This window comes from Streptacidiphilus fuscans, from assembly GCF_015690355.1.
GTDB classification, from domain to species: domain Bacteria; phylum Actinomycetota; class Actinomycetes; order Streptomycetales; family Streptomycetaceae; genus Streptacidiphilus; species Streptacidiphilus fuscans.
On record NZ_JADPRT010000019.1, the window covers coordinates 113,628 to 138,824 of the forward strand.

The following is a 25,197-nucleotide window of genomic DNA, read 5'->3' on the forward strand; positions in this document are numbered from 1 at the left end:
CGCCGGTGGAGCCGCGTGGCGTCTCACCCTCCGGAGCGGGTCAGGGCGGCGAGCTGGGCGAGGGAGCGGGGCAGCGTGTCCGGGTCCTCCTCGTCGGCGAGGGCGAGCCGGACGTGCGCCTCGCGGCAGGCGCGGACCGCCTCGGGCCAGGCGTGGTGCTCCAGGTAGGCGGAGACGGGCGCGTCGGAACCGATCTGGTGCATGATCCGGAGCACCCGCAGCACCGCCGTGTCGACGAGCGCGGCCTCGGTGGAGTCGCGGAAGATCGTGCCGACGTACTTCTCTGCGGACCAGCGGTCCAGCCAGGTGTCCTCGACCAGGCGGTAGACGGCGTCGGTGACGTCTCCGTAGCCCTCCCGGCCGACCGCCCAGCAGTCCTGTTGGAAACGCAGATCGCCGAGCATGTGCAGCGCTGAGCGGACTCGGGCCCGCCAACGCCACCAGGGAATGTCAGTGAGCGGCATGCCGCCCATCCTCCTGGAGCGGGTGCCGGTTCGAGAAGCCCTCACCGGAGCTTCGTCGGAAGCCTCGACCGAAGTGTGACCCGAAGCGTTATCCGAAGCCTTACCCGGAGCCTGTGCGCCTTGCATGGTGCACGATCCTACGTTCTACGCGCGCAATCACTCCTTGTTCACATCGCAGTCACCTTGCGTTGGTGTCGATGCCGTCCCGGCGTCCGATATGCCATCAAGGGTGACGTTCGACCGAAAAGCCTTTTGCGCAGCCGTTGGGGAGAGGGCAGCACATCATGATCACAAAGGGTTCCGCCCTAGTTCGACTAGGGACCGCTGTCTCCATGGCGGCGGTGCTGGGCGCCGGTCTGACGGGCTGCGGGGGGAACGCAAGCGCCGACGACGTCGTCACCGTGATGACCTGGGCTCCGATGGAGGGCCAGGCCGGCGCGGAACCCGGCGTACCCGCGATGGCCCAGGCCATCGCCGACTCCGTCAACGCGAACGGCGGGATCCAGGGCCACCAGCTGCGCGTGCTCGCCTGCGACGAACACAACACCGCGCAGGGCGCGCTCGCGTGCGCGGACCAGGCGGCGGCCGACCACGTCGCGGCGGTGATCGGCTCGTCGAGCCAGTTCGCGGCACAGTTCATGCCCACCCTGGAGAACGCGGGCATCAGCTACATCGGCGGATCGGGCGCGTCCACGGCCGAGTTCACCTCGCCGTACTCGTACCCGGTCAACGGCGGGTACCAGACCCTGCTGGTCGGCAACGGCGAGCAGTTGGCGGCGGCGGGCTGCCGCCGGGTCGCGATCGTGCGCCCGAACACGGCGGTCGGCGACACCATGTTCGACTACCTCAACGACGGTCTCTCCTCGGCCCACCTGACCGCGGTCGACGTTCCCGTCAACCCCGGACAGACCAGCTACGGCAACGAGGTCGAGACGGCGATCGGCTCCGACCAGGACGGCGACTGCGTCACCAGCGCGCTGGACGCGGCCTCCACCCAGACCTTCTACGCCAACTGGCTCCAGGCGAACCCCGCGCACGCCCGCCTCTCGGCGCTGATCGGCAGCTTCCAGCAGTCCCTCGTCGACAACCTCGGCGGCGCCACCGGCCCCCTCGAGGGCGCGCTGGCGACGGGCTGGTACCCGCCCGACGGCAGCCCCGTCTGGAAGCAGCTGCACGCGGTGATCCAGAAGTACGCCTTCACCGACAACAGCATCAACTCCGCCGACCCGGCTATCGAGACGACCTGGATCTCCTACGAGGTCTTCGACAAGGTCGCCGCGACGATCAACGGCCCGATCACGACCCAGAGCGTCCACGCCGCGTTCGACGCCACCGGCCCGGTCTCGACGGACGGCGCGACGCCGCCGCTCTCGTGGCAGAGCACCAACCTCATCGCCCTCCAGTCCGCGCCGCGCACGGTCAACACGGACGTGTCCTTCCAGCAGGTGGTCAACGGCGAGCTCACCGAGGCCCACTCCGGCCTGGTCAACGTCGCGACCCAACTGACGCGCTAGACAGCCGTACCGAAGTCCAGGTCAGAGCTGGCTCGTGCTGCGGGTCGGCAGACCCTGCGCGGAGGCGATCGGGTTCCAGAGGCTCGCCGCGCGGTCCTTCGCGTGGCTGGCGTTGACGCTCGCCGTGTCGCCCAGGTTCTTCTCGCCGCCCGGGTGCGGGTGGTGCTTCTTCTGGCAGTTCTCGACGGACTGCGCCGCCCACGCGGCATAGTGCGAGTCGGCCTCCTTGGAGGCCTCCCACCCGGTGCGCAGCGCGTCGACCAACTGCTGTCCCTGCGGCAGCTGGGACGCGTTCAGCGCGCCCAGCTGCTGCACCAGCTGGCCACGTGCCTGCGCGGCCTGGCTCAGGGTCTGCTGGGCGGCGGGCAGCGCCTGGCAGCCCTCGATGTCGCTGACCGCGCCGATCACCGCGGAGCGGTCGTTCGCCGCCGAGGACAGCAACCCGCTGAGCGCCTGCGCCTGGGACGCCGCGGTGCTCCCGCCGATCGACGCCGGGTTCGCCGACTTGGTCGTGCCCGTCCCGGCCGTCTGCGCGGACGCCGAGGGCGAGCCGCTGCTCAGCATCGCGCCCAGGCCGATACCGGCCACCGCGCACGCCGCGACCACGCCGATGGCGACGTTGCGGAGCGACGGCCCGCTGCGCCGCGGCCCGTCGTCGTAGCCGTCGTACCCGGCGTGGTTGCCATAGCCGGCTTGGTTGTCGTAACCGGCCTGGTTGTCGTAGCCGCTGTGGCCGTTGTGGTTCTCGTAGCCGTTCTGGCTGTCGTAGCCGCCGTTGTAGCCGCCGTTGTACGTGTCGTGCTCGGCACCGCCGCCGTGACCGCCGTACCCACCTTGGCCGTTGGCCTCGTAACCGCCCCGACCGCCGTAGCCGCCACCGGTGTTGTAGTCGTTGGCGTAGTCGTTGCGGTACTCGCCGGAACCGCCCGAACCGCCGTAGCCGCCGCCGTACCCGCCGCCCTGGGACGGTGGCAGGAACTGCGTGGCCGCGGCTCCGTTCTCCGCCGGAGGCCCCTGCTGGAACGGCGTCTGGTGCTCGGCGTAGTGCGCCTCTTCCGGACGGAAGAGGTCGTCCGGAGTGAGCTCGCCGGGGTTGGGTCGACGATGGTTCACGCGTTTCCTCACCTTTGACCGAGCTCGCCCAGTCGCGCTCGGGCTCCGCTCACAACGCGCACCACGCTACCCGTTACCCCCGACGGGTGACCATCCTGGGTTGTTCCGGTTGTGCACCGATGGGGGATTCAGGCGGCGACCTCCGCCAACGCCCGTGCCTGGAACTCCTGCACCGCACGCTGGTTGCGGAACGGCTCCAGCTTGCGCCGGAAGTCGTCCAGGTACTCCGCACCACGCGCCGACCGCAGCCCGGACATCAACTCGACCGCCCGCGCGCCCGTCTCGCACGCCGCGTCGACCTCGCGCAGCTGCAACTGCGCGGTGGCGAGCAGGACCAGGTCCACGGCGCGGCGACGGACCCGCGTCTCGGGGTGACCGCGCAGCGCCTCCTGGGCCTGGCGGGCGCTCTGCCGCGGCTGTTCGAGGTCGCGGTGGCAGTGGGCGAGCTCGTCGGCGAGGTACGCGCCGTCGAAGTGGCCGATCCAGCCCGGGTCCTCCTCCGGCCGGCTGTGCTCCAGGGCCTGCATCGCCCGTCCGGCGGCCATGTCACAGGACCGGCTGTCGCCGAGCAGCGCGTGACCGCGTGCCTCGGCCGCGTGGAACATGGCCATCGCCGTGGGCGTGGCGGAGCCCCGCGCACCCTCCTGCGCGGCGCGGGCGAGCTGGGTGATCTCCCGCGGGTTGCCCAGGGCGGCGGCCAGGTGGCTCATCGACGAGGCGAGCACGTAGCCGCCGTACGCGCGGTCGCCCGCTGCCTGGGCCAGGCGCAGCGCCTGGATGTAGTAGCGCTGGGCCAGCCCCGCCTGGCCGGTGTCGATGGCCATGTATCCGGCCAGCTCGGTCAACCGCGCGACGGCGGCGAAGAGCTGACGCCCCGTCTCCTCCCGGTAGGAACCCGCGAGCAGGCCGGAGACCACGGAGTTGAGGTAGTGCACCACGACCGGCCGCACATGGCCGCTGCCGAAGCGGTGGTCGAGGTCGACCAGCATCTGCGTGGTCGCCCGGACCGCCTCGACGTCGGCCGGACCGACGCGTGGGCCACCGGCGCGCGCGACGGCCACGTCCGGCGCGGTGATCAGCCAGTCGCGGCTGGGCTCGACCAGCGCGGACGCGGCCACGGACGCGCCGGCCAGGAAGTCCCGCCGCCCGACGTCGCTGCGCCACAGTTCGCAGACCTGCTCGACCGCCCCGACCAGGTTCGGCGCGAAGTGCAGGCCGATGCTGGAGGAGAGGCTCTTGCCGTCGGCCATCCCGATGTCCTCGACCGTGACCGGCCGACCGAGTTTGCGGCCGATCGCCTCGGCGATCACCGCCGGGGCCTGTCCGCGCGGTTGTTGACCGCGCAGCCAGCGGGCCACGGACGTCTTGTCGTAGCGCAGGTCGAGGGCGTGCTCGGCACCGCAGAGGTTCACCCGGCGGGCCAGGCCGGCGTTCGAGCAGCCCGCCTCCTGGATCAGGGCCTGGAGCCGTTCGTTGGGCTGTCGTGCGACGAGCGGTCTGGCGGCCATGGAAGTCACTGCCTCCCCTATGAGGTCGGACCCTTTCGGACCGTGGGAATTGGGGACCTTTGAGGTCGGAGGTCGCAGGACAGGAGCATTCCCCCGATCCTGTCGGGTGATGCGTCACGGAGTGCCAACAGCGGGTAACCGCTACGGAATGGCTGGGAACGACTGGTAATGGTCGGGAACATCCGTCAGCGTAGCGAAGCCTGACGGCCCCCCATACCCGCTTGCCGGGCCCAAGGGGCGTGCGCCCCCTCGCGTGCAACCGCGCGCCCCGCGTGTCGCTTCCCGGATGGCCGAGTTTTCCCGATCAGGCCGTAACCCCTGCTGCTGGGGCGAGTTGTGCAGCACGTGGAAGACACCCTGGGAGCCACTCGACAGGACGGGCACACGGAAACCGGCAGGGGTTCCGCACGTGACTCGCTGTTGACGGCAGCAGTCGCGTACGCGGAGGAACGGCACTGGGAGGTCTCCCCCGGTGCCTGGCTGATCGAGGACGACGGCCCACCGCGCTGCTCCTGCGGTGACCTCGACTGCCCGATGCCCGGGGCGCACCCGGCCACCCGTGACTGGACCCGCCGTTCGAGCTCGGGCCCCGGCGTCGTCCGGCGCTGGTGGACGGAGAACCCCGCCGCGTCGATCCTGCTGCCGACGGGTCGCTCGTTCGACGCGATCGACGTCCCCGAGGTCGCGGGCTGCCTGGCGCTGGCCCGGATGGAGCGGATGGGCCTGCAGCTCGGCCCGGTACTGGCGATGCCGGGCGGTCCCGGGCGGGGCCGTCGGCTGGTCTTCCTGGTGCTGCCCGGCGCGCTCTCCAAGCTGCCGGACATGCTGCGCCGCCTCGGCTGGGGCGCGGGCAGGCTCGACCTGGTCGGCCACGGCGAGGGCGGCTGGGTCGTGGCCCCGCCCACCCGGATCGGCGGCTTCGGGTACGCGCAGTGGGCGCGCGAACCCACGAACCTGAACCGCTGGCTGCCGGAGGCGGCCGAGGTCATCAACCCCATTGCTTACGCCTGCGGCCGAGAGGCGCCGCTGCCCGCACACGTGGGGCAGTAGCACAAGCCCGGCAATCCCCTGTGCCCCCGAGTCCCGCGGTGACGCTTCCCGCGGTCGACCGGGGGCACAGTCACGTTCTCACCCGCTCTGGCACGCCCTGGCCCGTTCTGGGGTAACTGGGGTTCTACCCACGCAGGAGAGTGGAAAAGCCCCACGATCAGGTGAACGGGCTCAAGGATTGGCGGGAGTTGCCGAGGGGATCTATCTGGACGTAAGGGTCAGGACGAGGGCGCGAGCGCGTTCCACGTAGAGGAAGGGAGTCACCGCTTCGTCAGAAGGTGCCTGGAGGGGAAGCCGGGCCCGGCGGGGGAAGCGGAGAGGGGAACGGGAGGGATCGGGGGATCACGAGGGGCCTCGGCGCTCGGGGAAAGTAGCCGAGGCCCTTCGTCGTTCAGTCCGAACAGTTCAGGCGCGGGCCACGAAGACGTGGGCCGCGATGTCCTTCCGCAGCTCAGCCGCCTCGCCGCCGCTGCCGACGAGGACGCCGCCCGTGGACTCCGTGATGTTGACGACCGCGCCCGGCTGCACTCCCGCCCGCCGCAGCGTGTACATCAGCTGCGCGTCCGTCTGGATCGGCTCGCCGATGCGGCGGACGACGACCGCGCGGCCGTCCGCGCCCGGCATCAGCTCGTCGAGGGTGACCAGCGTCTCGCCCTCGTCCGCGGGGGTCTCGCCCAGCTCCTCCAGGCCCGGGATCGGGTTGCCGTACGGGGACTCCGTCGGGTGGCGCAGCAGTTCGAGGACGCGGCGCTCCACGGCCTCGCTCATCACGTGCTCCCACCGGCACGCCTCCGCGTGCACCTGCTCCCACTCCAGGCCGACGACGTCGACCAGCAGGCACTCCGCGATGCGGTGCTTCCGCATCACGCGGGTGGCGAGCTTGCGACCCTCGGAGGTGAGTTCCAGGTGGCGGTCGTCGGCGACGGTCACGAGGCCGTCTCGCTCCATCCGGGCGACGGTCTGGCTGACCGTGGGCCCGCTCTGCTCCAGGCGCTCCGCGATACGGGCGCGCATGGGGACGACGCCCTCCTCCTCCAGCTCGAAGATGGTCCGCAAGTACATCTCTGTGGTGTCGATCAGGTGGCCTGACATCGGACTGCGGGCTCCGTTCCTCGGATGTGCTCCGGTCGCGCTCCGGGTGCCCCTCAATTCTTACGCATCCCGCCGACAATCCAGGACGCGGCGACGGCGGGCAGTGTTGACAGGGCCCGACCCGGCCCGTCACCGTGCGAGTCACCACAAGAACGTCACCACCCGCACCCACTCACCTACGCAGGGGAGCCAGCAGCTGATGAGCGATCTCGCCGGGCAGTACCTCGACGCCGCCATCGCCCACCTCCAGCGCATCAAGGACGAGGAGACGTCGGGCGTCGAGGCCGCCGCCGACGCCCTCGTGCGGACCGTCAAGGAGGGCGGCCGGATCTTCACCTTCGGCGCCGGGCACTCGTCCCTCCCGGCCCAGGACGTCGTCTACCGCGCCGGCGGGCTGGTCCTGATGAACCTGCTCACCGTGCCCGGGGTGATCGGCGTCGACGTGATGCCCGCCCATCTGGGCAGCGCGCTGGAGCGGGTGCCCGGCCTGGCCACCACGACCCTGGACGCGGGACCGGCCCGCGCCGGCGACCTGCTCTTCGTGATCTCGCTCTCCGGCCGCCAGGTGATGCCCGTGGAACTGGCCCGTCACGCACGCGAGCGCGGGCTGACCGTGATCGGCGTCACCTCGCTCGCCTACCCGTCGGCGGTCACCTCGCAGCATCCCGACGGCCTCTACCTCAAGGACGTCTGCGACATCGTGCTGGACAGCAAGATCGCGGTCGGCGACGGCGAGTTGACCGTCGACGGCGCGGTGACGACCTTCGGCCCCGTGTCGACGCTGGCGACGGTCGCGCTGATGCAGTCCGTCGTCGCCGTCGCCGTGGGCAAGTTGGCTGCCGAGGGGATCACCCCGCCGCTCTTCCGCTCCGGCAACGTCGACGGCGGCACCGACTGGAACGCCAAGTTGATGGCTGAGCACCGCGACCGCATCTTCTACGCGTTCTGAGCTGTTTTGCAGGTTCTGAAGGGAACTACCCGTTGTGACTGGGTTCTCCTGACAGGTCGACCGCCGCGGCCACCCGCGCCGCCACGTCCTCGGCGAAGTCGCAGTCGGCGCGGTCGAACCGGGGCCGTCCCGGGCCGCGGAGGAAGGTGAGCACGCCGTGGCTGCGGCCCCGGCTGCGCAGCGGCGTGCAGAGCCCGTGCAGCGTCCCCTCCGGCCACCGGCGCAGCTCCGCCCACCCGCCGAGGCCCAGTCCCGCCGGCGCTCCTGCCGACGGCGGGGCGGACAGCTGGGCGGAGAGCGTGGCGAAGGCGGGCGCGCCGCTGTCGGAGACGGCGACCGTGCCGCAGCGCTCCAGCGCGCGCAGCGCGGGATGGACCTCGCCGTAGCGGGCGGGCAGGCCGGTCGGGGTCAACCCGTCCCCGAGCGCCAGCCCGCCCAGCGGGGAGGCCGCGACGCGGACCAGCGCGTCGCCGCGCAGCACGTCAAGCAGTGCGTGGTCGGCGAACCCGGCCAGCACGAAGTCGAGATAGCCCGCCGCCGCGTCCAGGCCGTCCGCGCACTCCGCCGCCGCCAGCCCCGCGCGGCGGAGCTGGTTGGTCCGGAAGCGCAGCACCGAGGCCTCCTGTTCGGCCTGCTCGTGCAGCGTGACGTCCTCGAACAGCCAGACCACCCCGAGCGGCACCGGCTCCTCGCCCAGCGGCGAGCCCAGCCGCACGAACTCGCTGCGCAGGCACCGGCGTCGAGCGGGATCACTGCGCAGGGTGACCCACAGCTTGACCCCGCTGACGGACTTGCCGGTGGAGAGCGTCCGCTGCAACGCGGCCTCCAGCTCCGGGACGCCCTCCTGCAGCACCTCGCCGAGCGGGCGCCCGAGCAGGGCCGACCGCTCGCAGTCGAGCCAACGTGCCGCCGCGTCACCGACGGTGGCGGGACGCAGGTCCGCGTCGACCAGCACGGCGCCGGTCTGCGCCTCGTCGAGCAGCGAGTGCGCCAGCGCGAGCGACCGCTCCCACTCGGTCTGCGCGCAGGCCTCGGAGAAGGCGAAGTAGTGGCACAGGGTGCGTCCGGTGCTCGTCCGGACCGAACTCACCTGGGCGCGGACGAGAGTTCGGCGGCCGTCCCTGGTCAGCAGCGGGAACTCGTGCAGCACCCGGACGCCGTCCGGCGCGCCCTGCAGGCCGGCGCGCACCTCCTCGGCGTCGGCCGGGCGCACCGCCCAGCCCTCCAGCCCGCGTCTGCCCACGGCCTCGGCCGCGCTCCAGCCGAGCAGCCGGGCGGCCTCACGGTTCCAGTGCGTCACCACGCCGTCGGCGTCCAGCGCGGCGAGGCCGACCTCCATGCCCTCCAGCAACGCGCCGAGCAGCTGCTGGTCGGTACGTCCATGGGTACGTTCGTCATCATCAGTGTGCACGGTGGGCGCACCTCCCCCTGCAGACGTGTCCATTCAACTCGCCTGCTCCGCCTCGTACACCCGGTTCCGCAAAAGTGTTGACGGACCGGCGTCTTCCGGTCGTTGATGGTGTGCGTACGTGTGCTGGGCAAGTGCGCTGGGCAAGGTGACACGTATTCAGCACGTTCAGTCAGCACGATCAGTCAGCACGATCAGTCAGCACTGTCCGAGCGTCTGGGCGAAGGGGAGGGGGAGTCGCCATGGTCCAGATCTCTGCACCGGGATTCCGGGAGAAGCAGCTGATACCGGAGCCCTACTGGACCGCCGACCGCGTCTCGGTGACCGAGCAGCGGAAGGCGACGCACTGGTACGGCGGGCAGATCATCGCGCTCCTGGCGGCCTCGTTACTGGGCATCCCGGACTGGCACGTGGGCTCGCTCGACCTCTCCCCCGTGCTGTCCATCGCGGCGTTCCTGGTCGCCGGGTACTACTGGGACCGGCTGCGGGCGGAGACGCCGCAGTCGTTGTGGTTCGAGAGCCGGGCCGCCGCCGAGGCGATCAAGGGCCTGGTGTGGCGCTACGTCGTCCGGGCCCGGCCGTTCGACGGCCCGGCCCAGAGCGAGGAGGCCGACGAGCAGTTCCTGGACCGGCTGAGCGAGGTCTTCGAGACCTACCGCAGCGTGGGCGTGATTCCCAAGAACACCGAGCCTGCGATCACCGACGAGATGCGCCGTCTTCGCGCCGGGTCGCTGGTCGCCCGCCGCGAGCTCTACCTGCAGGAGCGGCTGCGGGCCCAACGGGTCTGGTACCTGGGCAAGGCGGACGCCTTCGACAACAAAAGCACCTTCTGGTCGCTGATGACCCTGGTGGCGATCGTCTTCGGCCTCACCGCGGCCGGGCTGCAGACGGCCGGCGCCGTGCACACCCACGTCCTCGGCACCCTGGCCACGGCGGGCGCGGCGATCACCGCCTGGACGCAGCTCAAGCAGTTCCGGCCGCTGGCCGCCGCGTACCGGCTGGTGGCGAAGGAGTTGGAGCAGGTGGAGATCCAGCTGGAAAGGCTGAATCCCGCCGAACCCGACGCCGAGGAGTTGTGGTCGCGGCTGAGCCGCGAGTCCGAGTCCATGCTCGCCAAGGAACAGGCGGTCTGGCGGGCCCGCAGCGACCGGAGGATCTGACCCGCCGAGCCCTTCCGCAGCACCACACGGCACCCGGCCCGGCACCGCCACCGCACCGACACCGCACGGAAACCGCGTAGAGGAGCGACGTGAGGGACATCGAGGTCAGGGCGCCGGACGGCCGCACGCTCACCGCGGCGATCTGGGGCAGATCCTCCGCGGACCCGGTGTTCCTGATGCACGGCATGCCCGGCAGCAGACTCGGACAGCTCCCGCTGGAACGGCAGTTGGACCGGCTCAACGTCCAGGTGGTCACCTACGACCGCCCCGGCTACGGCCGGTCCGACCGCCTGCCCGGTCGCCACGTCCGCGACGCCGCCCTCGACGTCGCCGCGATCGCCGACCGCCTCGGCCTCGACTCCTTCGGCATCGTGGGCCGTTCCGGCGGCGGCCCGCACGCGCTCGCCTGCGCGGCGCTCCTCCCGGACCGGGTGACCCGCACCGCCGTCATGGTCTGCCTCGCCCCGCGCGACGCCGAGGACCTGGACTGGTACCAGGGCATGACGGACTCCAACATCTCCGCCTTCCGCGCCGCCGAGGACGGCCCGCACCGCCTCCGCCCGCTCCTGGCCGCCCGCATCGACGGCATCCGCGAACAGCCCCGCAAACTGCTCCAGGCACTGCGCCACGAGCTGCCGTCCGCGGACCTCAACGCGATCCGCGACGCCGGTCTGCGCAGCACCCTCGCCCGCAACTACGCGGAGGCGGTCCGCACGGGGGACGACGGCTGGAACGACGACGTGCTGGCCTTCGTCCGGCCGTGGGGCTTCGACCCGGCCCGGATCGAGGGCCATGTCGATCTGTGGCACGGCGAGGACGACGTCTTCTCCCCGGTCCAGCACACCCGGTGGCTGGCCGCCCACATCCCCGGCGCCCACTCGATGGTCGAGCCGGGCGCGTCCCACTTCGCCGCCTGGCAGCTGCTGCCGGACATCCTGTGCCGGGTCGCGCTCAACACCGCACCGGCACCGTCCGACACCGCGTGACGACGAGGTCGGCAAGCGTCGAACTGACGGAACATCATGGCAGGTCCGGGCGCCGGTGAACGGCGCCCGGACCCTTCCGGTCAGGCCGGCACGAGCTCCAGGTCGCGGCCCATCCGGCGCCAGGCGCGCGCGTCGTGGACGGTCTGGTGGTTCTCGCCGAGCACCGCGATCAGCCGGTCGATCACTCGACGACGCAGGTCCTGCGCCTCGGCCTCACGGCCCAGGCCGCGCAGGGTGATCGCCAGGTTGCTCTGGCAGACCAGCGGGTCGGGGTGGTTGCCGCCGTACCTGGCGGTCATGCCCTGCAGCGCGGCCACCTCCAGCTCCTCGGACTTCTCGAGCTCGCCCATGTCGCCGTAGGTGTTGGCCAGGTTGAGCATCGCGCAGTGGGTGTAGGGGTGGTCCGCGCCCACCGTGTGCCGCAGCGCCTCCAGTGTGTGTTCGCCGAGCACCACCGCCTCACGCAGCTCCTCCGGCTGGCCGACGTCGCGCTGGTAGATCGTCAGGTTGTTGCCGCAGATCAGCGTGAACGGGTGGGTGTCGCCGAGGCGTTCGCGGTAGGTGTCGAACACCTCCCTGGCCGTGTCACGGGCCCGCTCCTTGTCACCTGCGGCCGAGTACTCCGCCGCGAGGTTGAGCGCGCAGGACAGCACGTCCGGCACCTTCGGGTCGTAGCGCTCCAGGTAGCGGTTGTAGGTCTCGATCGTCAGCCGCCGGGCCTCGTTCTGCTCTCCGGCCCGGCGCAGCGAGACCGCAAGGCTCGTGGCGTAGCGCAGCGACGCCAGGTCGGGCACCGGGACCGAGTACTCGTCGCGGAACTCGCTCAGCAGGCTGATCGAGCGCCCGTAGTTGCCGAGGGCACGCTCGTCGTCGGCCAGGTTGGCCTTCGAGCCCAGCGTGTACGGATGGGTGACGCCCAGCACCGCGGTGCGGAGGTTGTAGACCTCCTCGTCGAGTATCCGGGCCGCCTCGTAGTTCCCGGTGAACCGGTGGTCGACCGCCAGGTTGTTGGCGATGTTGAGGGTGCGCGGGTCCTCCTCGCCGAGCTCCTCCTTCATCCGCAGGTAGGTCTCCTGGTCGCGCTGGAGCGCCTCGGTGAAGCGGCCGACGACGCGCAGGTCGGCGGCGAGGTTGCCGGCGGTCTGCAGGGTCAGCGGATGGTCGGGGCGCAGCACCCGGGTCTGCCGCATCAGCGTGTCCTGGTCCAGTTCCAGGCACTCCTGGGCCAGTCCCTTGCTGCGCAGCACGCTGGCGAGCTGGAAGCGCAGCTGCAGCGTCTGCCGGTCGTCCTCGCCCAGCTTCTCGGTCCACGCGGTGTTCAGGCGACGGCCGAGGTCCTCGGCCCGGTCCAGGTCACCGCGCTTCCACAGGTAGCGGACCCGGTCGATCAGCAGTTGCCGGGTGTCGGCCTCGTCGCAGTTCTCGGCGTTGGACGGGCCGAGGTGGGGCCAGATCAACTCGAACCGCGGCCAGTTCTCCGGGTCGTCGGTGTCACCGATGTCGGGGCGGGCGCCGACGAGGATGCGGTGGACCTCGTGGACCAGGTCCTCGTGCTCCTCCGGCGTCAGGCCGGACCGGATGACCGCCTGCACCATGCGGTGGACCTGGAAGGTCTTGCTGCTGTTGTCGACCTTGGCCAGGGCGTACCGTCCGATGGCGCGGATGACGCGGCCCATCATGTTCTTGTCGCGCAGCTCCTCGTCGAACTCCACCAGCGCGTTCATCATCTGGTCGCTGTAGAAGATGCTGGTCGCGATGGAGTCCGGGGCGAGGAACGCGCACAGCTGGAGCAGCCGGACCGCCGCAGGCATCTGCTGGCTGAGCCGCTCGATGGAGACCTGCCAGGCCTTGCCGAAACTGTCGGGGTAGTCGTCCGGAGTGGTACCGCCGAGCGCTCGATCCGGCTGGCTCTTCAACTGCTCCACGTACTCGCCCACCGGAACGCCGGTGGTCTCCAGCCAGGCGGCGGCGATCTCGACCGCCAGCGGCAGGTCGCCGACGGCCTCGGCGACGAGTCCGGCCTCCTGCTGGCTGAGCGCCGGGGCCCGGCGGCAGAGGTGCTCGACCGACTCTTCTCGGCGGAAGACGTCGACCTCCAACGCCTCGGCATGGCTGGTCCATGCCTGGTTCCGCGAGGTGACCAGGACGTCCCCTGAACCGCCGGGCAGGAACCGCACGATCTGCGCGGGGTCGTCGGCGTTGTCGAAGATCAGCAGCCAGCGCTTGGCCTTGGGGTGCATCCCGAGGCGCAGCGTCTCCTTGACCAACTCGGCGTTCTCGTTGGCGTTCTCGCCCATCCGCAGGTCCAGGCGGCGGCCGAGCTCGGAGAGCGAGGTGGCCACCTGCTCGGGCTCCTCCGACTCGATCCACCAGACCAGGTCGTAGTCGGCCATGAAGCGGTACGCGTACTCCAGCGCCACCTGCGTCTTGCCGACACCGCCGAGACCGTAGAGGGTCTGCGGGGTCGGCAGCACCACTGTGGAGCGGCGATCCCGCTGCTGGCCCCGGAGTTGGTCGCGCAACCGGTCCAGCACGGCGGCGCGGCCGGTGAAGGAGGGGTTGCGCAGGCGCAGGTTCCAGATCGCCGGGCGGCGTCCCGGGAAGCGCGGACCCTCTCCCGGGATCGAGTCCATCAGCACGGTCTCGGGCAGGCCGACGGCCCGCAGCAGCACCGCCCGTGCGGCGTCCTCCTCCAGGCGCACCAACTCCACGGAGTTGCCGCCGTAGGTGCCGCCGGTCCGGGTGTCACCGACCCGCACCGTGATCAGCTCCGGCTGGTCCATGGTCCGCTCGCCGCCCAGCAGGTCACGGGCCTGACGCGACTGTACGGACTTGGCGTAGGCCGGACTCCACACCGCCAGCGTGCGGGTGACCGCGTCCCGGACTCGGTCGGAGTCGCCGCGCGGCAGCGAGCCGAGTTCGCGCGGGACGACCCGCAGCCCGGCCCTGGTCAGCACCCACTCGATCCACTCGGCCCACATCCGGTCCTCGGACGCGTAGGAGACGATGATGTCCTCGCGTGCGGTGGGACGTGGGCGGGTGAACAGGTCGACGTAGTGCAGCCGGACGTCCTCGTCCATGGGCGGCAGCCCGGTCACCCGGTCCTTGGTAACGGAGGCGACCAGCCGCTCGACCGCCGACAGCATGGAGGTCGGCGATCCGGGCTTGTCGCCGAAGGGCGCCAGGATCTCCTCGTAGGCGTAGTACGGCAGATACGGGATCTCCACCGAGTCCCAGTGGCGCTCCCGCCCGCTCTCGGACAGCCCCTGCGGCAGGCCGCTGAAACGTTTGCGTGCAAGCGCCCGCCCGGCGTCGGCCTTGCCCTTCTCGCCGTCGTCGATGCGCATCGGGACCGGCAGGATCCGGATGCCGCGGTTGTAGTGCCGCTCGGTGATCTTCCGAGCGATCTCGGAGGCGCCCTCGATGCTCTGGTTGCTGAGGGTGAAGCAGACGACGAGGTCGTCGGGGAGCTCGACGGTGCAGATCTCCTGGATGTCGGAGAGACCGGTGCGGCTGTCGAGCAGGACGTAGTCGTACTGGCGGCTCATGTCGGTACGCAGCGCCTTGAAGAACTCCGCGCCGTGCCGCCGGGCGTAGAACTCGTCCCAGTTGATGTTGGCCACCATCGCGCCGTAGTCGCTGTGCGCCTGACCGGCAGGAAGGAAGTCGAGGCAGCCCTCGCCCGGGAACCCGCTCCAGTTGAGCGACAGCACATGCGGCAGCACCCGCGTCCACTGCCGCATCTCCGCCGGGTCGAACTCCTCGCTCGTCAGCGGCGCGTCGCAGTAGTCGTAGATCAGGTCGATGACGCCGGTGGAGGCGTCCAGGGCGGCCTGCTCCAGGAAGGGCGCGAAGAATCGGTACAGCCCCGGCGCTTCCAGGTCCCAGTCGACGGCGAGGACCCGGTAGCCGTTGGCCGCCAGGATCCAGGCCGTGTTGGCCAGGGCCATGGTGCGTCCGGTACCGCCCTTGTAGGAGTAGAAGGTGATGATCCGTCCGTCGCGCTCCTCACGTGGCGGCAGCACCGGCTCGGCCCTGTCGCCCTCGGGCTGAGTCACGCTCATGGATTCCCTCCCCCAGAACCGGTTGCCGGCCCCTCGTCGGACGCGCTGGATTCATGGTCGGACGCGTCGGGCGGAGGCCCATGGCGGCCACCGTTACCCCGCTTGACGTGCTCGCTCCGCAGATTCGGTCGTGTCGGCGGCGAGCCGCTCGGCTCCGACGGAACACCCGGGAAGGGGTCCGGCCTGTCGAGCTCCTCGAAGGCGTGCATGGCGCTCAGCGCGACATGGGGCAGCATCGACTCGAATTCGTCCAGGCTGGTCACCACGTCGACACCGCGCAACCGGGCCCGTTGGAGACGTTGGGCGCGCAGGTTCACCAGCGTCCGCTCGGACAGGGTGCGCAGCTCCTCGTGGCGGGCGGCGTTCTCCGGGTCGTGCGGGTCCCACGGCTCCATCAGGCCGACCCAGGTCGGATTGCGCGCGTCGAGCTGCCGCAGCGTCTCCAGGTGGGCGGCGTCCAGCAGGGTCCAGCGATCCAGAAGCAGCAGTCCCGGAGCGGTGGGCCGCTCACCCGCGAGCAGCCGCGCTGCCTCTTCGCCGAAGGGCTCGATGCTGGCGTGGAACTCCCACTCGCGCGCCACCGACGCCGCCCGTCGGGCGATCGACTCGTCGCTGTCGCCGACAAAAGGCCGCCACTCATGGGCGTCCGCACCGTAGTTGGCGCCGGAGCGGCCCTCCGGAAGATGGTGGGCGTCGCAGGCGGCGACGGTGATCCGCAGGGTTCGCCTGCGGCCGGGTGCCGGAAAGACCGAGTCGTAGTCCTGGAAGTCCCGGCGTGCGCCGGTCCGCACCCGCATCTGCTCGGACACGTCGACAATGCGCTGTGCCAGGCGGTAGACGGCGAGTTGGTAGTCGGACTGGAACTTGGTGACCTTGAGGAGCGGCTGCATCCCCTCGGTCCGGTAGCCGTCGCCGAAGGCCTGGTGGTCGAACTGCAGGGCCTTGGCCACCGGCGGCAGCCGCTCCTCCTGCACGCGGACCCACTGCACCGGCACAATCGCCGACGGCAGTCCGCCGCCCGGCACCTCCGACAGCACCTCACGAGAGGCGAAGGAGGCCCACTCCTGCCCGCACGCCTGGCTCTTGAAGTAGTGCACGGAGTAGAGCGGCACGAAGACCCGGCAGTGCGCGAGCGCCTCGCTGATCCGCTCGGACCAGCCCTCGCCCACGTTCAGGCCCGAATCCATGAAGCCGGGAGGTTCGTTCGCGTCCCATCCGGACAGATCCGTGACGGCCTCGCACAGATCCCGGAACAGTCTGGCTTCCCAGAGGTTCGACACGCTGCGGGGCCGTCCGGCCCCGCGAGGTGAATGCGCGTAACTCAGAAAGAAGATGGGCCGAGGTATGTCCTCGTCCCAGCCCTTCTCCTCGGCCACGCTCGCACCCCCGAACGATGTTGCCCATGCAGTAGGACGATGGAACCGCGCTTATTGATGCTCCGTCAACACCGTGACTGCACCAGGCCTGTTCAGATTGCCGACAACCTTGTCCGCGAGGTCGACCGCGTCCCGGACCGGCACCAGGGTGGCGACGGCTCCGCCGATCGCCACCTGGCGCAGCTCCAGCTGCGGCCGACCGTTGTCGTCACGGAGTTCCAGGACCCGGCGGGCGAGCTCGGGGAAGTGCAGGTCGTCCAACTGCACCGCCTCGAAGGACCGCCAGTACGCAGCGCTCTCCCCCTGGCACTTGGCCCGGTAGGTCTGCACCGGCGCACCCGCGAAGTAGTCGATGAGATGCAAAGGCATGAGCATCTCCATGCCGAGGCCGAGGAGGAGTGCGTGAGCCCCTCTGTCGTACAACCGGCCGAGAGGCGACCGCGGGCCTAGATGCTCCTCGAAGGGATGAGGCTTGACGATCCTCTCCGCGAGCGGCCCGACGGCGGCGAAGGAGGTCTGCGGATGCGCGCTCCGGCGCGCCCCCGGCAGCAGGCGGATCGCCTCGGAGAGCCAGCCCATCGTGGGCGAGCACGGGGTCTTCTCCGGGTCGAACGCCGGCATCCTGGCGTGGTACTCGGCCAGTTCGGCAGGGCTCAGCCCCGATGTCTGCTCCAGATAGAGGCGGGAGGTCTGCGAGTTCTCCGGGGTGGCGGTGTAGGCGACGAGCGTGCCTTTCTGCCCGGTCGCCTCACGCAGTGCACGTGCCACGACCCCGGACCGACGCAGTGGGTCGGCTTCCTCCCCCTCGACCGGGCCCAGCCGACGCAGCGAGGCCTGGACAAGGAGAGTGCCGCCGGGTTCCGGGTTCCAGCCGAGCGCCGGCAGCAGACCCGCGAGCTCGCGCTCGGTGACCGGGGCGTTCGGCATCGACATCAGCTCTCCTCACGGACCCAGGGCTCCACGGTCGCCCGCATGCCCGCGACGAAGCGCCGGCCGCGGTCGGTCAGAGCACCAGAGTCCGTCATGACCCCGATGGCGCGGTAGGTGTGGTCGAGCCAACGTGTGTACTCGGCGCGGTCCTCTCGCGCATGTGTGGCCCTCCAGCGGGAGCGCCAGAACTCCACGACGGCGATGTGCGCGTACGTTCCCTGGAAGAGCCCCTCGAACGGTCGCGGATCGGGCCGCCACGGGGCGTCGAAAGTGCGGGTGTCGGACCGGTCGAACAGGTCCTCCATGTCGAAGACCGCACCCAGCTTGACGTGCTGGAACTCGTGGATCAGCAGCAGCGCCATGAACTCGGCCGAGCCCGGGCGCGCGATGCCGACCGTACCGAAGAGATCCCGCGCGGCACCGCTGACGTAGCTGCCGTCGGCCGACGGTCGCAGCGGCACCACGGTGCTCAGACCTGCGCGCAGGCCCGGCGCGTAGCCGGGCAAGGTCGCGTCGATGACCCGCCAGGCCGCTGCCAGCTCGGCCTGCCAGGCATCCGCCTCAGCGTCCGACATGGGCGCGGCAGGATCCCAGTGGTGGGCGCGGCGCTGCGGGTCCGTGTCGTCGAGCAGCAACCGCCAAACCCCTGCCCTCGGTTCGGGTGCGCCCGCATCGCCGGAGAGCGGACGGACCGGCCGCCAGCGCGGCTCGCGCTGCGGCGCCCGCAGCTCGACCTCGATGCGCTCCTGTGCCGTCTCCACGACGAACCGGTCATGCTCCGTCAGGACGAGGGCGGAACCGCCCTCGACACCGGTCAGCACACCGTGGCCCGGCACGCGCAGCTCGCCGCCGGGGCGCACCGGCAGCGTCAGCTTCCCGTCCGCCTTCGCGAACAGCGCTGCGGCGACGGCGAGTTCAGCCACGCCGCCGAAGCGCTCAGCAAGCGGCCCCGGCTGCGCGAGGCACTCCAACGCCCAGGAGCGCGTGAACGGGTGGGCCACCGCGCGGTCCAACGCCTCCGGCGCGCTCTCGTCCAGGAGGGCGATCAGCTCCCACGCGTCGCCGTACGGCAGGTCGGCCTCAGCATCGGCATCGGGGGCCGGAGCGGCGGACCAGGCCTCGGCGACCCGGTCCAGCAGGGCGCGGTTGACCTCCACCTGGGCGACGCGCAGCGCGTCGACAGCCCCGGCACCGCCGTAGCCGGAGGCCAGCTCGTCGAAGTGCGGGTCCGACAACAGGCCGGTGGACATGGGGTGGTGCTCCTTGCGGGCGCGTTCCGCATCGCGGACGGCGGTGATCAGGGCGAGAAGGTCGGGACAGAAGACGCTGGGGTTGTCGAAGCCGCCGTCGACCGCGTGGAAGCCGCCGTCCGCACTGCGGTACCGGTGTGCGTACAGGCCGCCCCCGCAGGACTCCACGACCGGACAGGCTCTGCACTGCGCGCTCAGTCCGTCCAGCCCCTGCTGACGGTCGATCATGCCCGGGTGCCGGGCGGCGGTGTCGAAGTCGTGCCGGAACACGTCGAAGCCGGTCGCCGCGGCGCCGTCGTAGGCCGTCTTCAGCGAGTCGGCCTGCTCCAGGGTGCCGTCGGTCTCGACGACGACCAGATCGGCGGGCGCGAGCCCGAGCGACTCGGTCAGGCTGCTCTGTCCGCGCAGCGTGCGGTGCAGCGAGTCGAACATCCGGACCGGCACGGGCCGCCCCTGCGCGTTCCAACGCTCGTAGACACGCCCCAGCCATTCGGCATACGGCGTCGTCCCGGGGCCGTCGGGCCGCAGCGGCGGCTCGTCCCAAGTGGCGTGCGGCAGCAGGAAGTCGATGCGTGGTGGGTCGAGAGCGACGAGGGCGTCGTAGACGGCGACGGGGTCGTTGCGCACGTCGACGGTGCAGAGGAGGCCGGCGTAGAGGTGGCGCCAGCGGGGCAGGCGGAGCAGGTCGATCGCCCTGACCACCTGGTGGTAGCTGCTGTGGCCGTTCGCATAACGGCGGTGCAGATCGTTCGCGGCGCGGTCCCCGTCCAGGGAGACGCCGACTTTCACGTGGAACTCGTCGAAGATCCTCAGATGACGCTCGCCCAGCGTGACCGCATTGGTGTGGATCCGTAAATCCAGCTCGCACACCCCGCGCAAGGCGTCGTTGAGCACCTGCGCGGCGCGCCGCAACCGGATCGGCCCAGCCAACAGAGGCTCGCCACCGTGGAGTACCACATGCACCCGCTCCAACCGGTGAACACGCGCGTGCTCAGCGATCCTGGCCGCCGTCTGCACGAGGACGTCGTCGAGCGGCACCTTGGGTCGGCCGCGCCAACTCGTGTCGGCGTGCTCATAGACGTAGCAGTGATCACAGGACAGATCGCATCGACTGTTGAGTTTGATGACGAACTGCCTGAACGGCGTGGCTACGGAAGGATTGAGGTCCATGCTGGTTCTTGGCCTACGGACAGAAAGCCTCTGCGCCTCGTCAGATCGAGGAGTTGAAGGCTGCCACGTCCAGCCGGGAGACGCCGTTGTCGGGCAGCACCCGGCTCAGCATCATGCTGTGCGCGGCACCACCCCGCTTGGCGAGCCGGACCGGAACCGGTCGGATGGACTGTGCATCGTCGGCGGACGAAACCGCCTCCGTGGCCCGGGACTTGTTGTCGCGAGATGCGGTCATCGAGGACCCCTTGTGTTTGGAAGGGCAAAAGGCCGGGCAGGGGTTGCCGAGAGCCTTCTCCTCGCGTTGTTCGATGGTCTGCATCGCCAAGCGCCAGGATCTCCACGTGCACACCATCCACCCGCGCGGAAACTTACCCCTCCACGGAAGATTCACGTAGCCGGGTAGACGGTTTCCGGACTGCCATGTCCACAAAAAGCCACAGGTCATCGACCTTTTGGCCAGTCCGATCATGGCGAAAATGCGATCCTGAGAATCACTCTTGCGTGGAGATTGTCTACGCCGTTCTGCGTAGCCGGTCTCCATCACCTGTCTACAGCGTCACGGACAGAGCCGCTCCACCCGCCAGCCGGTCGGGGCGGTCGGGTCGGCGTCGTAGACGAGGCGGTCGTGGAGGCGGTTCTCGCGGCCCTGCCAGAACTCGACCGACTGCGGCGCGACCCGGAAGCCGCCCCAGAACGGCGGGGCCGGGACGCCCTCGCCCTCCGGGTAGCGCGCCGCCAGGTCCGCGTAGCGCTGCTCCAGTTCCTCGCGGGAGGCGACCGGCCGGGACTGCTCGCTGGCCCACGCGCCGAGCTGCGACCCGTGCGGTCGACTGCGGAAGTACGCCGCCGTCTCGTCGCGTCCGACCTTCACCGCCGTTCCGGTGACGATGACCTGACGGGCGATCGGATGCCACGGGAAGAGCAGCGCGATGTGCGGATTGACCGTCAGGTCCCGCCCCTTGCGCGACTCGTAGTTGGTGTAGAAGACGAATCCGCGCTCGTCGAAGCCCTTCAGCAGCACCGTGCGCATGCTGGGCCGACCGGCCTCGTCGGCGGTGGAGACCACCATCGCGTTCGGTTCGTCGAGTCCGGCATGCTGCGCGTCCACGAACCACCGGGTGAACTGCTGGATCGGGTCGGCGGCGAGCTCCGCCTCCAGCAGGCCGGTGGCACGGTACTGCCGACGCATGTCGGCGGGGTCCGCCGAGGGGCGCGGGTCGGCGTGGTGAGGCGCGAGAGGGGCTTGGTCCGATGCGTGCACGCCGACATCATCCCAGCACCGGCTGAACGGACCGGGAAGCTCATCCGACCAGAACGCGCAGGATCTGCACCCGGTGTCCGCAGAGTGTGGACAGAGTCTGGACTCTGTCCACATCGAGAGCGAGTATCTTTGCCGGGCCCGACCCCCACCCTCTCGGACGACTGTTCGCAACGGCGCGTGCATTTGTACCGAATCAGAGGTGAATACCACGTGTGTGCAGGGCATCACCGTCGTGGGATCTGGCGCAATGCACCCAGTGCCTGCCACTCTGGCACTGCGTGCCACGCGCGCACCGCACCTCTTACCGCGCAACCGCGCGGTCACAACCCAAGAGACGACTTGGCCACACCCCAAAGTCATCCGCCGATCCGACCGATCAGAGGAGCCGCCTGATGTCCGACTTCGTACCCGGGCTCGAAGGAGTCATTGCGTTCGAGACGGAGATCGCCGAACCCGACAAGGAGGGCGGCTCGCTCCGCTACCGCGGGGTCGACATCGAGGAGCTCGTCGGTCACGTCTCCTTCGGCAACACCTGGGGCCTGCTGGTCGACGGCAAGTTCAACCCGGGCCTGCCGCCGGCGGAGCCGTTCCCGATCCCGGTCCACTCCGGCGACATCCGGGTGGACGTCCAGTCCGCGCTGGCAATGCTGGCCCCCGTCTGGGGTCTGCGCCCGCTGCTCGACATCAGCGCCGAGCAGGCCCGTGACGACCTCGCCCGCGCCGCGGTGATGGCCCTCTCCTACGTGGCCCAGTCGGCCCGCGGCCAGGGTCTGCCGATGGTCCCGCAGAGCGAGATCGACAAGGCCGAGACCATCGTCGAGCGCTTCATGATCCGCTGGCGCGGCGAGCCCGACCCCAAGCACGTCAAGGCGGTCGACGCGTACTGGACCTCCGCGGCCGAGCACGGCATGAACGCCTCGACGTTCACCGCCCGCGTCATCGCCTCCACCGGCGCGGACGTCGCCGCGGCGCTCTCCGGTGCCGTCGGCGCGATGTCCGGCCCGCTGCACGGCGGTGCGCCGTCCCGCGTCCTCGGCATGATCGAGGAGATCGAGCGGACCGGCGACGCGGTCGCCTACGTCAAGAACGCCCTCGACAAGGGCGAGCGCCTGATGGGCTTCGGCCACCGCGTCTACCGCGCCGAGGACCCCCGTGCGCGCGTCCTGCGCCGCACGGCGCAGGAGCTGGACGCTCCCCGCTTCGAGGTCGCCGCGGCCCTGGAGAAGGCGGCCCTGGAGGAGCTCCACGCCCGCCGCCCCGACCGCGTGCTGGCCACCAACGTCGAGTTCTGGGCGGCCATCGTCCTGGACTTCGCCGAGGTCCCCGCGCACATGTTCACCTCGATGTTCACCTGCGCCCGCACCGCGGGCTGGTCGGCGCACATCCTTGAGCAGAAGCGCACGGGCCGCCTGGTGCGCCCGTCCGCGCGCTACATCGGCCCGGGCACGCGCAGCGTGACCGAGGTCGAGGGCTTCGGCGACATCGCGCACTGAGCAACTGTGCTGCCGTAGGCAGTTGCACTACCGCAGGGGGCGCGAGGGTCCGCTGATACGCGGCTCCGCCGCAGAGGCGCGACAAGCTGGATCCGCGCTCCCGCAGGTAGTTGCACTACCGCAGGGGCGCGGGGCTCTGCCGATCTGCGGCTCCGCCGCGTGGGCGCGACAAGCCGAGCCCGCGCTCCCGCAGGCAGTTGCACCACCAGGGGCGCGGGGAACTGCGCGACAAGCCACCCAGTGTGGTGAGTCACCGTGCGAACAGGGCCATCCGCACACGGTGGTTGTTCGCGCAGTTCCCCGCGCCCCTGGTCGTGCAACCGACCGCCCTGCGCGCAGAGCAATCCCCGCGCCCCTGAAGTGCACCCTCCCGCCCCGGAAAACTGCAGCTCCAGGCGGTCTCATCAGGCGGACCTGGCGTCTCAGCCGAGCGCGTAGCGGCTAGGCTGCGCACGTGGCTGATATCCAGATCCCCGCTGACATCAGGCCCGCTGACGGCCGTTTCGGCGCAGGTCCGTCCAAGGTCCGGCCGGAGGCGCTCCGCGCGCTCGCTGAGACCGGTACCTCCCTGCTCGGCACCTCCCACCGCCAGGCCCCGGTGAAGAACCAGGTCAAGCGCGTGCGTGAGGGCATCAGCAGCCTCTTCTCGCTGCCCGACGGCTACCAGGTCGTCCTCGGCAACGGCGGGTCCACCGCGTTCTGGGACATCGCCGCCTTCGGTCTCGTCGAGAACAAGTCCCAGCACCTGAACTTCGGCGAGTTCTCCTCCAAGTTCGCGGCAAGCGTCAAGGCCGCGCCGTGGCTGGCCGAGCCGACCGTGATCAAGTCCGAGCCTGGCACGCACCCGCTGCCGCAGGCCGAGGCCGGGGTCGACGTCTACGCGCTGACCCACAACGAGACCTCCACCGGCGTGGCCATGCCGATCCGCCGGGTCGAGGGCGCCGACGAGGGCGCGCTCGTGCTGGTGGACGCCACCTCCGGCGCCGGCGGTCTGCCCGTCGACATCGCCGAGACGGACGTCTACTACTTCGCCCCGCAGAAGTGCTTCGCCTCCGACGGCGGGCTCTGGGTCGGCGTCTTCTCCCCCGCCGCGCTGGAGCGCGCCGCCCGCATCGCCGCGAGCGACCGCTACGTGCCGCCGTTCTTCGACCTGCCGACCGCGATCGACAACTCGTCGAAGGACCAGACCTACAACACCCCGTCCGTCTCCACGCTCTTCCTCTTCGCGGAGCAGCTGGAGTGGATGAACGGCAACGGCGGTCTCGACTGGACGACGGCCCGCACCGCGGACTCGTCCTCGCGCCTCTACACCTGGGCCGAGAAGTCGCCCGTCGCCACGCCGTTCGTCGCCAACCCGGCGGAGCGTTCGCAGGTCATCGGGACGATCGACTTCGACGACTCGGTCGACGCCGCGGCGATCGCCAAGGTGCTGCGCGCCAACGGCATCGTCGACACCGAGCCCTACCGCAAGCTCGGCCGCAACCAGCTCCGCGTCGCGATGTTCCCGGCGATCGACCCGGCCGACGTCGAGGCGCTGACCACCTGCATCGACTACGTCATCGAGCGCCTGTAGTCGCCGAAGCTCAGAGATCAACGAGGGGCCCGGGGAGCCGAACAGCTCCCCGGGCCCCTTCTCGTCGCGCCGCTGACGACGGATCAGATCAGGGGATCGGCACCGGCACGGGCAGCGGCGGCAGGCTCAGGCCGAGGGCCGCCACGACCGCGGTGACCACCGCGAGCAGGTCCGCGACCACCGCGGTGATCGCGGCGAGCACCTTGGTCGGGTCGGGGAGCGCGGCGACGATCGCCTGGACGTCGGTGGTGAGCTTGGTCAGGGCGTCGCTCACCGCGTCCTGCGGCTTCATGGCGTGCACGGGCACGGCGTGCACCTTGCCGAGCTTGGCCCCCGGCTTGACCGCCGCGGTCACCGGAGCCGCCGGGAGGGACGCCTTGAGCGCGGTGACGGCGTCGGTGACCTGCTTCACCAGTGCCGTCAGTGACGCCGCGCTGGGGGCCGGAGTCGCGGAGGCCGCCGTGGAGAGCTTCGCGACGGCGGACTGGACCGCGCCGAGGTTGCCGAGCGTGCCGAGCTCGGCGGTGGGGTTGGCGGCAGCGGCGACATGGCGCGCCGTGCCGCCCTGGGGTTGAGGAGCCGCCTCCGCGGTCGAGATGAGGCCTCCGCCGGCCACGGTGGCGGCGAGGGCGATACCGGCGATCACGGAGTGGGTGCGACTGACACGCATGAGCTGAGTTCCCTTACTACTGGGAGTGACTGAGACTCAGTCACCGTCACTCCGGGGAACACGCTCCGCAACTCGGGGACCACGAAGGGTCACCTGGTCGCTCAGTGAACCATGGCGCCGATCACCACGGCGACGAGGAGCAGCACCAGCGCGCCGCTGACGATTC

General features: G+C 70.6%; 19 protein-coding genes. 7 read left to right on the forward strand and 12 right to left on the reverse strand.

The annotated features are described in order from the left end of the window. Positions 1-23 precede the first annotated feature (23 nt). Positions 24-473: an SCO4402 family protein gene (locus tag I2501_RS33565; RefSeq protein WP_196197321.1), complete on the reverse strand. Its 450-nt coding sequence runs from the start codon at positions 471-473 to the stop codon at positions 24-26. Between the two features lie 323 nt (positions 474-796). Here I2501_RS33565 and I2501_RS33570 point away from each other — a divergent pair, with 323 nt between their 5' ends. Beyond that, positions 797-1,978: an ABC transporter substrate-binding protein gene (locus tag I2501_RS33570; RefSeq protein ID WP_196197322.1), complete on the forward strand. Its 1,182-nt coding sequence runs from the start codon at positions 797-799 to the stop codon at positions 1,976-1,978. Between the two features lie 21 nt (positions 1,979-1,999). Here I2501_RS33570 and I2501_RS33575 read toward each other — a convergent pair whose 3' ends face one another. Next, positions 2,000-3,091 carry a hypothetical protein gene (locus tag I2501_RS33575; protein WP_196197323.1) on the reverse strand — a complete coding sequence of 364 codons (1,092 nt, stop codon included), beginning with the start codon at positions 3,089-3,091 and terminating at the stop codon, positions 2,000-2,002. Positions 3,092-3,219: 128 nt separating this feature from the next. Continuing rightward, on the reverse strand, positions 3,220-4,599 hold the full coding sequence (locus I2501_RS33580; protein ID WP_196197324.1) for a transcriptional regulator: 1,380 nt from the start codon (positions 4,597-4,599) through the stop codon (positions 3,220-3,222). A gap of 336 nt (positions 4,600-4,935) precedes the next feature. Here I2501_RS33580 and I2501_RS33585 point away from each other — a divergent pair, with 336 nt between their 5' ends. Then, positions 4,936-5,649: a bifunctional DNA primase/polymerase gene (locus I2501_RS33585; RefSeq protein WP_408022799.1), complete on the forward strand. Its 714-nt coding sequence runs from the start codon at positions 4,936-4,938 to the stop codon at positions 5,647-5,649. Between the two features lie 405 nt (positions 5,650-6,054). Here I2501_RS33585 and I2501_RS33590 read toward each other — a convergent pair whose 3' ends face one another. Next, the gene (locus tag I2501_RS33590) at positions 6,055-6,741 is read right to left on the reverse strand and encodes a metal-dependent transcriptional regulator (protein WP_196197326.1); all 687 of its coding nucleotides are present in this window, start codon (positions 6,739-6,741) and stop codon (positions 6,055-6,057) included. A 199-nt stretch (positions 6,742-6,940) separates the two neighbouring features. Here I2501_RS33590 and I2501_RS33595 point away from each other — a divergent pair, with 199 nt between their 5' ends. Next, positions 6,941-7,690 carry a sugar isomerase domain-containing protein gene (locus I2501_RS33595; protein WP_196197327.1) on the forward strand — a complete coding sequence of 250 codons (750 nt, stop codon included), beginning with the start codon at positions 6,941-6,943 and terminating at the stop codon, positions 7,688-7,690. Positions 7,691-7,715: 25 nt separating this feature from the next. Here the strand turns inward: I2501_RS33595 and I2501_RS33600 are convergent, their stop codons facing one another. Then, positions 7,716-9,101, reverse strand: coding sequence for a PAS domain-containing protein (locus I2501_RS33600; protein WP_328806725.1), 1,386 nt, complete (start codon positions 9,099-9,101; stop codon positions 7,716-7,718). Positions 9,102-9,340: 239 nt separating this feature from the next. Here I2501_RS33600 and I2501_RS33605 point away from each other — a divergent pair, with 239 nt between their 5' ends. Further along, positions 9,341-10,258: a DUF4231 domain-containing protein gene (locus tag I2501_RS33605; protein WP_196197329.1), complete on the forward strand. Its 918-nt coding sequence runs from the start codon at positions 9,341-9,343 to the stop codon at positions 10,256-10,258. Between the two features lie 89 nt (positions 10,259-10,347). After that, the gene (locus I2501_RS33610; protein ID WP_328806727.1) at positions 10,348-11,244 is read left to right on the forward strand and encodes an alpha/beta fold hydrolase; all 897 of its coding nucleotides are present in this window, start codon (positions 10,348-10,350) and stop codon (positions 11,242-11,244) included. A gap of 80 nt (positions 11,245-11,324) precedes the next feature. Here the strand turns inward: I2501_RS33610 and fxsT are convergent, their stop codons facing one another. The 6 genes from fxsT to pdxH all read right to left on the reverse strand — a co-directional run bounded on the left by fxsT (position 11,325) and on the right by pdxH (position 21,223). After that, positions 11,325-15,308: an FxSxx-COOH system tetratricopeptide repeat protein gene (gene fxsT, locus I2501_RS33615; protein WP_196197330.1), complete on the reverse strand. Its 3,984-nt coding sequence runs from the start codon at positions 15,306-15,308 to the stop codon at positions 11,325-11,327. Beyond that, entirely contained in the window at positions 15,305-16,684 is a 1,380-nt protein-coding gene (locus I2501_RS33620) for a TIR-like protein FxsC (RefSeq protein WP_328806728.1), read from the reverse strand. The genes fxsT and I2501_RS33620 overlap by 4 nt, the downstream gene beginning before the upstream one ends. Positions 16,685-16,735: 51 nt before the next feature. Next, positions 16,736-17,617 carry an AAC(3) family N-acetyltransferase gene (locus I2501_RS33625; RefSeq protein WP_196197332.1) on the reverse strand — a complete coding sequence of 294 codons (882 nt, stop codon included), beginning with the start codon at positions 17,615-17,617 and terminating at the stop codon, positions 16,736-16,738. Next, positions 17,617-20,034, reverse strand: coding sequence for an FxsB family cyclophane-forming radical SAM/SPASM peptide maturase (locus I2501_RS33630; RefSeq protein WP_196197333.1), 2,418 nt, complete (start codon positions 20,032-20,034; stop codon positions 17,617-17,619). The genes I2501_RS33625 and I2501_RS33630 overlap by 1 nt, the downstream gene beginning before the upstream one ends. Before the next feature lie 40 nt (positions 20,035-20,074). Next, the gene (gene sjiA / locus I2501_RS33635; protein WP_196197334.1) at positions 20,075-20,269 is read right to left on the reverse strand and encodes an FXSXX-COOH family cyclophane-modified RiPP peptide SjiA; all 195 of its coding nucleotides are present in this window, start codon (positions 20,267-20,269) and stop codon (positions 20,075-20,077) included. 321 nt (positions 20,270-20,590) lie between these two features. After that, a complete protein-coding gene (gene pdxH, locus I2501_RS33640; RefSeq protein WP_196197483.1) occupies positions 20,591-21,223 on the reverse strand; it encodes a pyridoxamine 5'-phosphate oxidase in 633 nt (210 codons plus the stop codon). 464 nt (positions 21,224-21,687) lie between these two features. Between pdxH and I2501_RS33645 the strand changes: the two genes are divergently transcribed. Both I2501_RS33645 and serC read left to right on the forward strand, forming a co-directional pair. Further along, positions 21,688-22,788: a citrate synthase 2 gene (locus I2501_RS33645; protein ID WP_196197335.1), complete on the forward strand. Its 1,101-nt coding sequence runs from the start codon at positions 21,688-21,690 to the stop codon at positions 22,786-22,788. A 454-nt stretch (positions 22,789-23,242) separates the two neighbouring features. Next, positions 23,243-24,361 (forward strand): phosphoserine transaminase, encoded by a 1,119-nt coding sequence (gene serC / locus I2501_RS33650; RefSeq protein WP_196197336.1) that lies wholly within the window; start codon positions 23,243-23,245, stop codon positions 24,359-24,361. A gap of 88 nt (positions 24,362-24,449) precedes the next feature. Here the strand turns inward: serC and I2501_RS33655 are convergent, their stop codons facing one another. After that, a complete protein-coding gene (locus I2501_RS33655; protein WP_196197337.1) occupies positions 24,450-25,031 on the reverse strand; it encodes a hypothetical protein in 582 nt (193 codons plus the stop codon). Between the last annotated feature and the right edge of the window lie 166 nt (positions 25,032-25,197).

What these genes read in the sequence shown, in the direction of transcription:
- I2501_RS33565 (WP_196197321.1), bottom strand. Translation starts at nt 473, where the DNA reads ATGGGCGGCATGCCGCTCACTGACATTCCCTGGTGGCGTTGGCGGGCC.
- I2501_RS33570 (WP_196197322.1), top strand. Translation starts at nt 797, where the DNA reads ATGGCGGCGGTGCTGGGCGCCGGTCTGACGGGCTGCGGGGGGAACGCA.
- I2501_RS33580 (WP_196197324.1), bottom strand. Translation starts at nt 4,599, where the DNA reads ATGGCCGCCAGACCGCTCGTCGCACGACAGCCCAACGAACGGCTCCAG.
- I2501_RS33590 (WP_196197326.1), bottom strand. Translation starts at nt 6,741, where the DNA reads ATGTCAGGCCACCTGATCGACACCACAGAGATGTACTTGCGGACCATC.
- I2501_RS33595 (WP_196197327.1), top strand. Translation starts at nt 6,941, where the DNA reads ATGAGCGATCTCGCCGGGCAGTACCTCGACGCCGCCATCGCCCACCTC.
- I2501_RS33605 (WP_196197329.1), top strand. Translation starts at nt 9,341, where the DNA reads ATGGTCCAGATCTCTGCACCGGGATTCCGGGAGAAGCAGCTGATACCG.
- fxsT (WP_196197330.1), bottom strand. Translation starts at nt 15,308, where the DNA reads ATGAGCGTGACTCAGCCCGAGGGCGACAGGGCCGAGCCGGTGCTGCCG.
- I2501_RS33625 (WP_196197332.1), bottom strand. Translation starts at nt 17,617, where the DNA reads ATGTCGATGCCGAACGCCCCGGTCACCGAGCGCGAGCTCGCGGGTCTG.
- I2501_RS33630 (WP_196197333.1), bottom strand. Translation starts at nt 20,034, where the DNA reads ATGGACCTCAATCCTTCCGTAGCCACGCCGTTCAGGCAGTTCGTCATC.
- sjiA (WP_196197334.1), bottom strand. Translation starts at nt 20,269, where the DNA reads ATGACCGCATCTCGCGACAACAAGTCCCGGGCCACGGAGGCGGTTTCG.
- pdxH (WP_196197483.1), bottom strand. Translation starts at nt 21,223, where the DNA reads ATGCGTCGGCAGTACCGTGCCACCGGCCTGCTGGAGGCGGAGCTCGCC.
- I2501_RS33645 (WP_196197335.1), top strand. Translation starts at nt 21,688, where the DNA reads ATGTCCGACTTCGTACCCGGGCTCGAAGGAGTCATTGCGTTCGAGACG.
- I2501_RS33655 (WP_196197337.1), bottom strand. Translation starts at nt 25,031, where the DNA reads ATGCGTGTCAGTCGCACCCACTCCGTGATCGCCGGTATCGCCCTCGCC.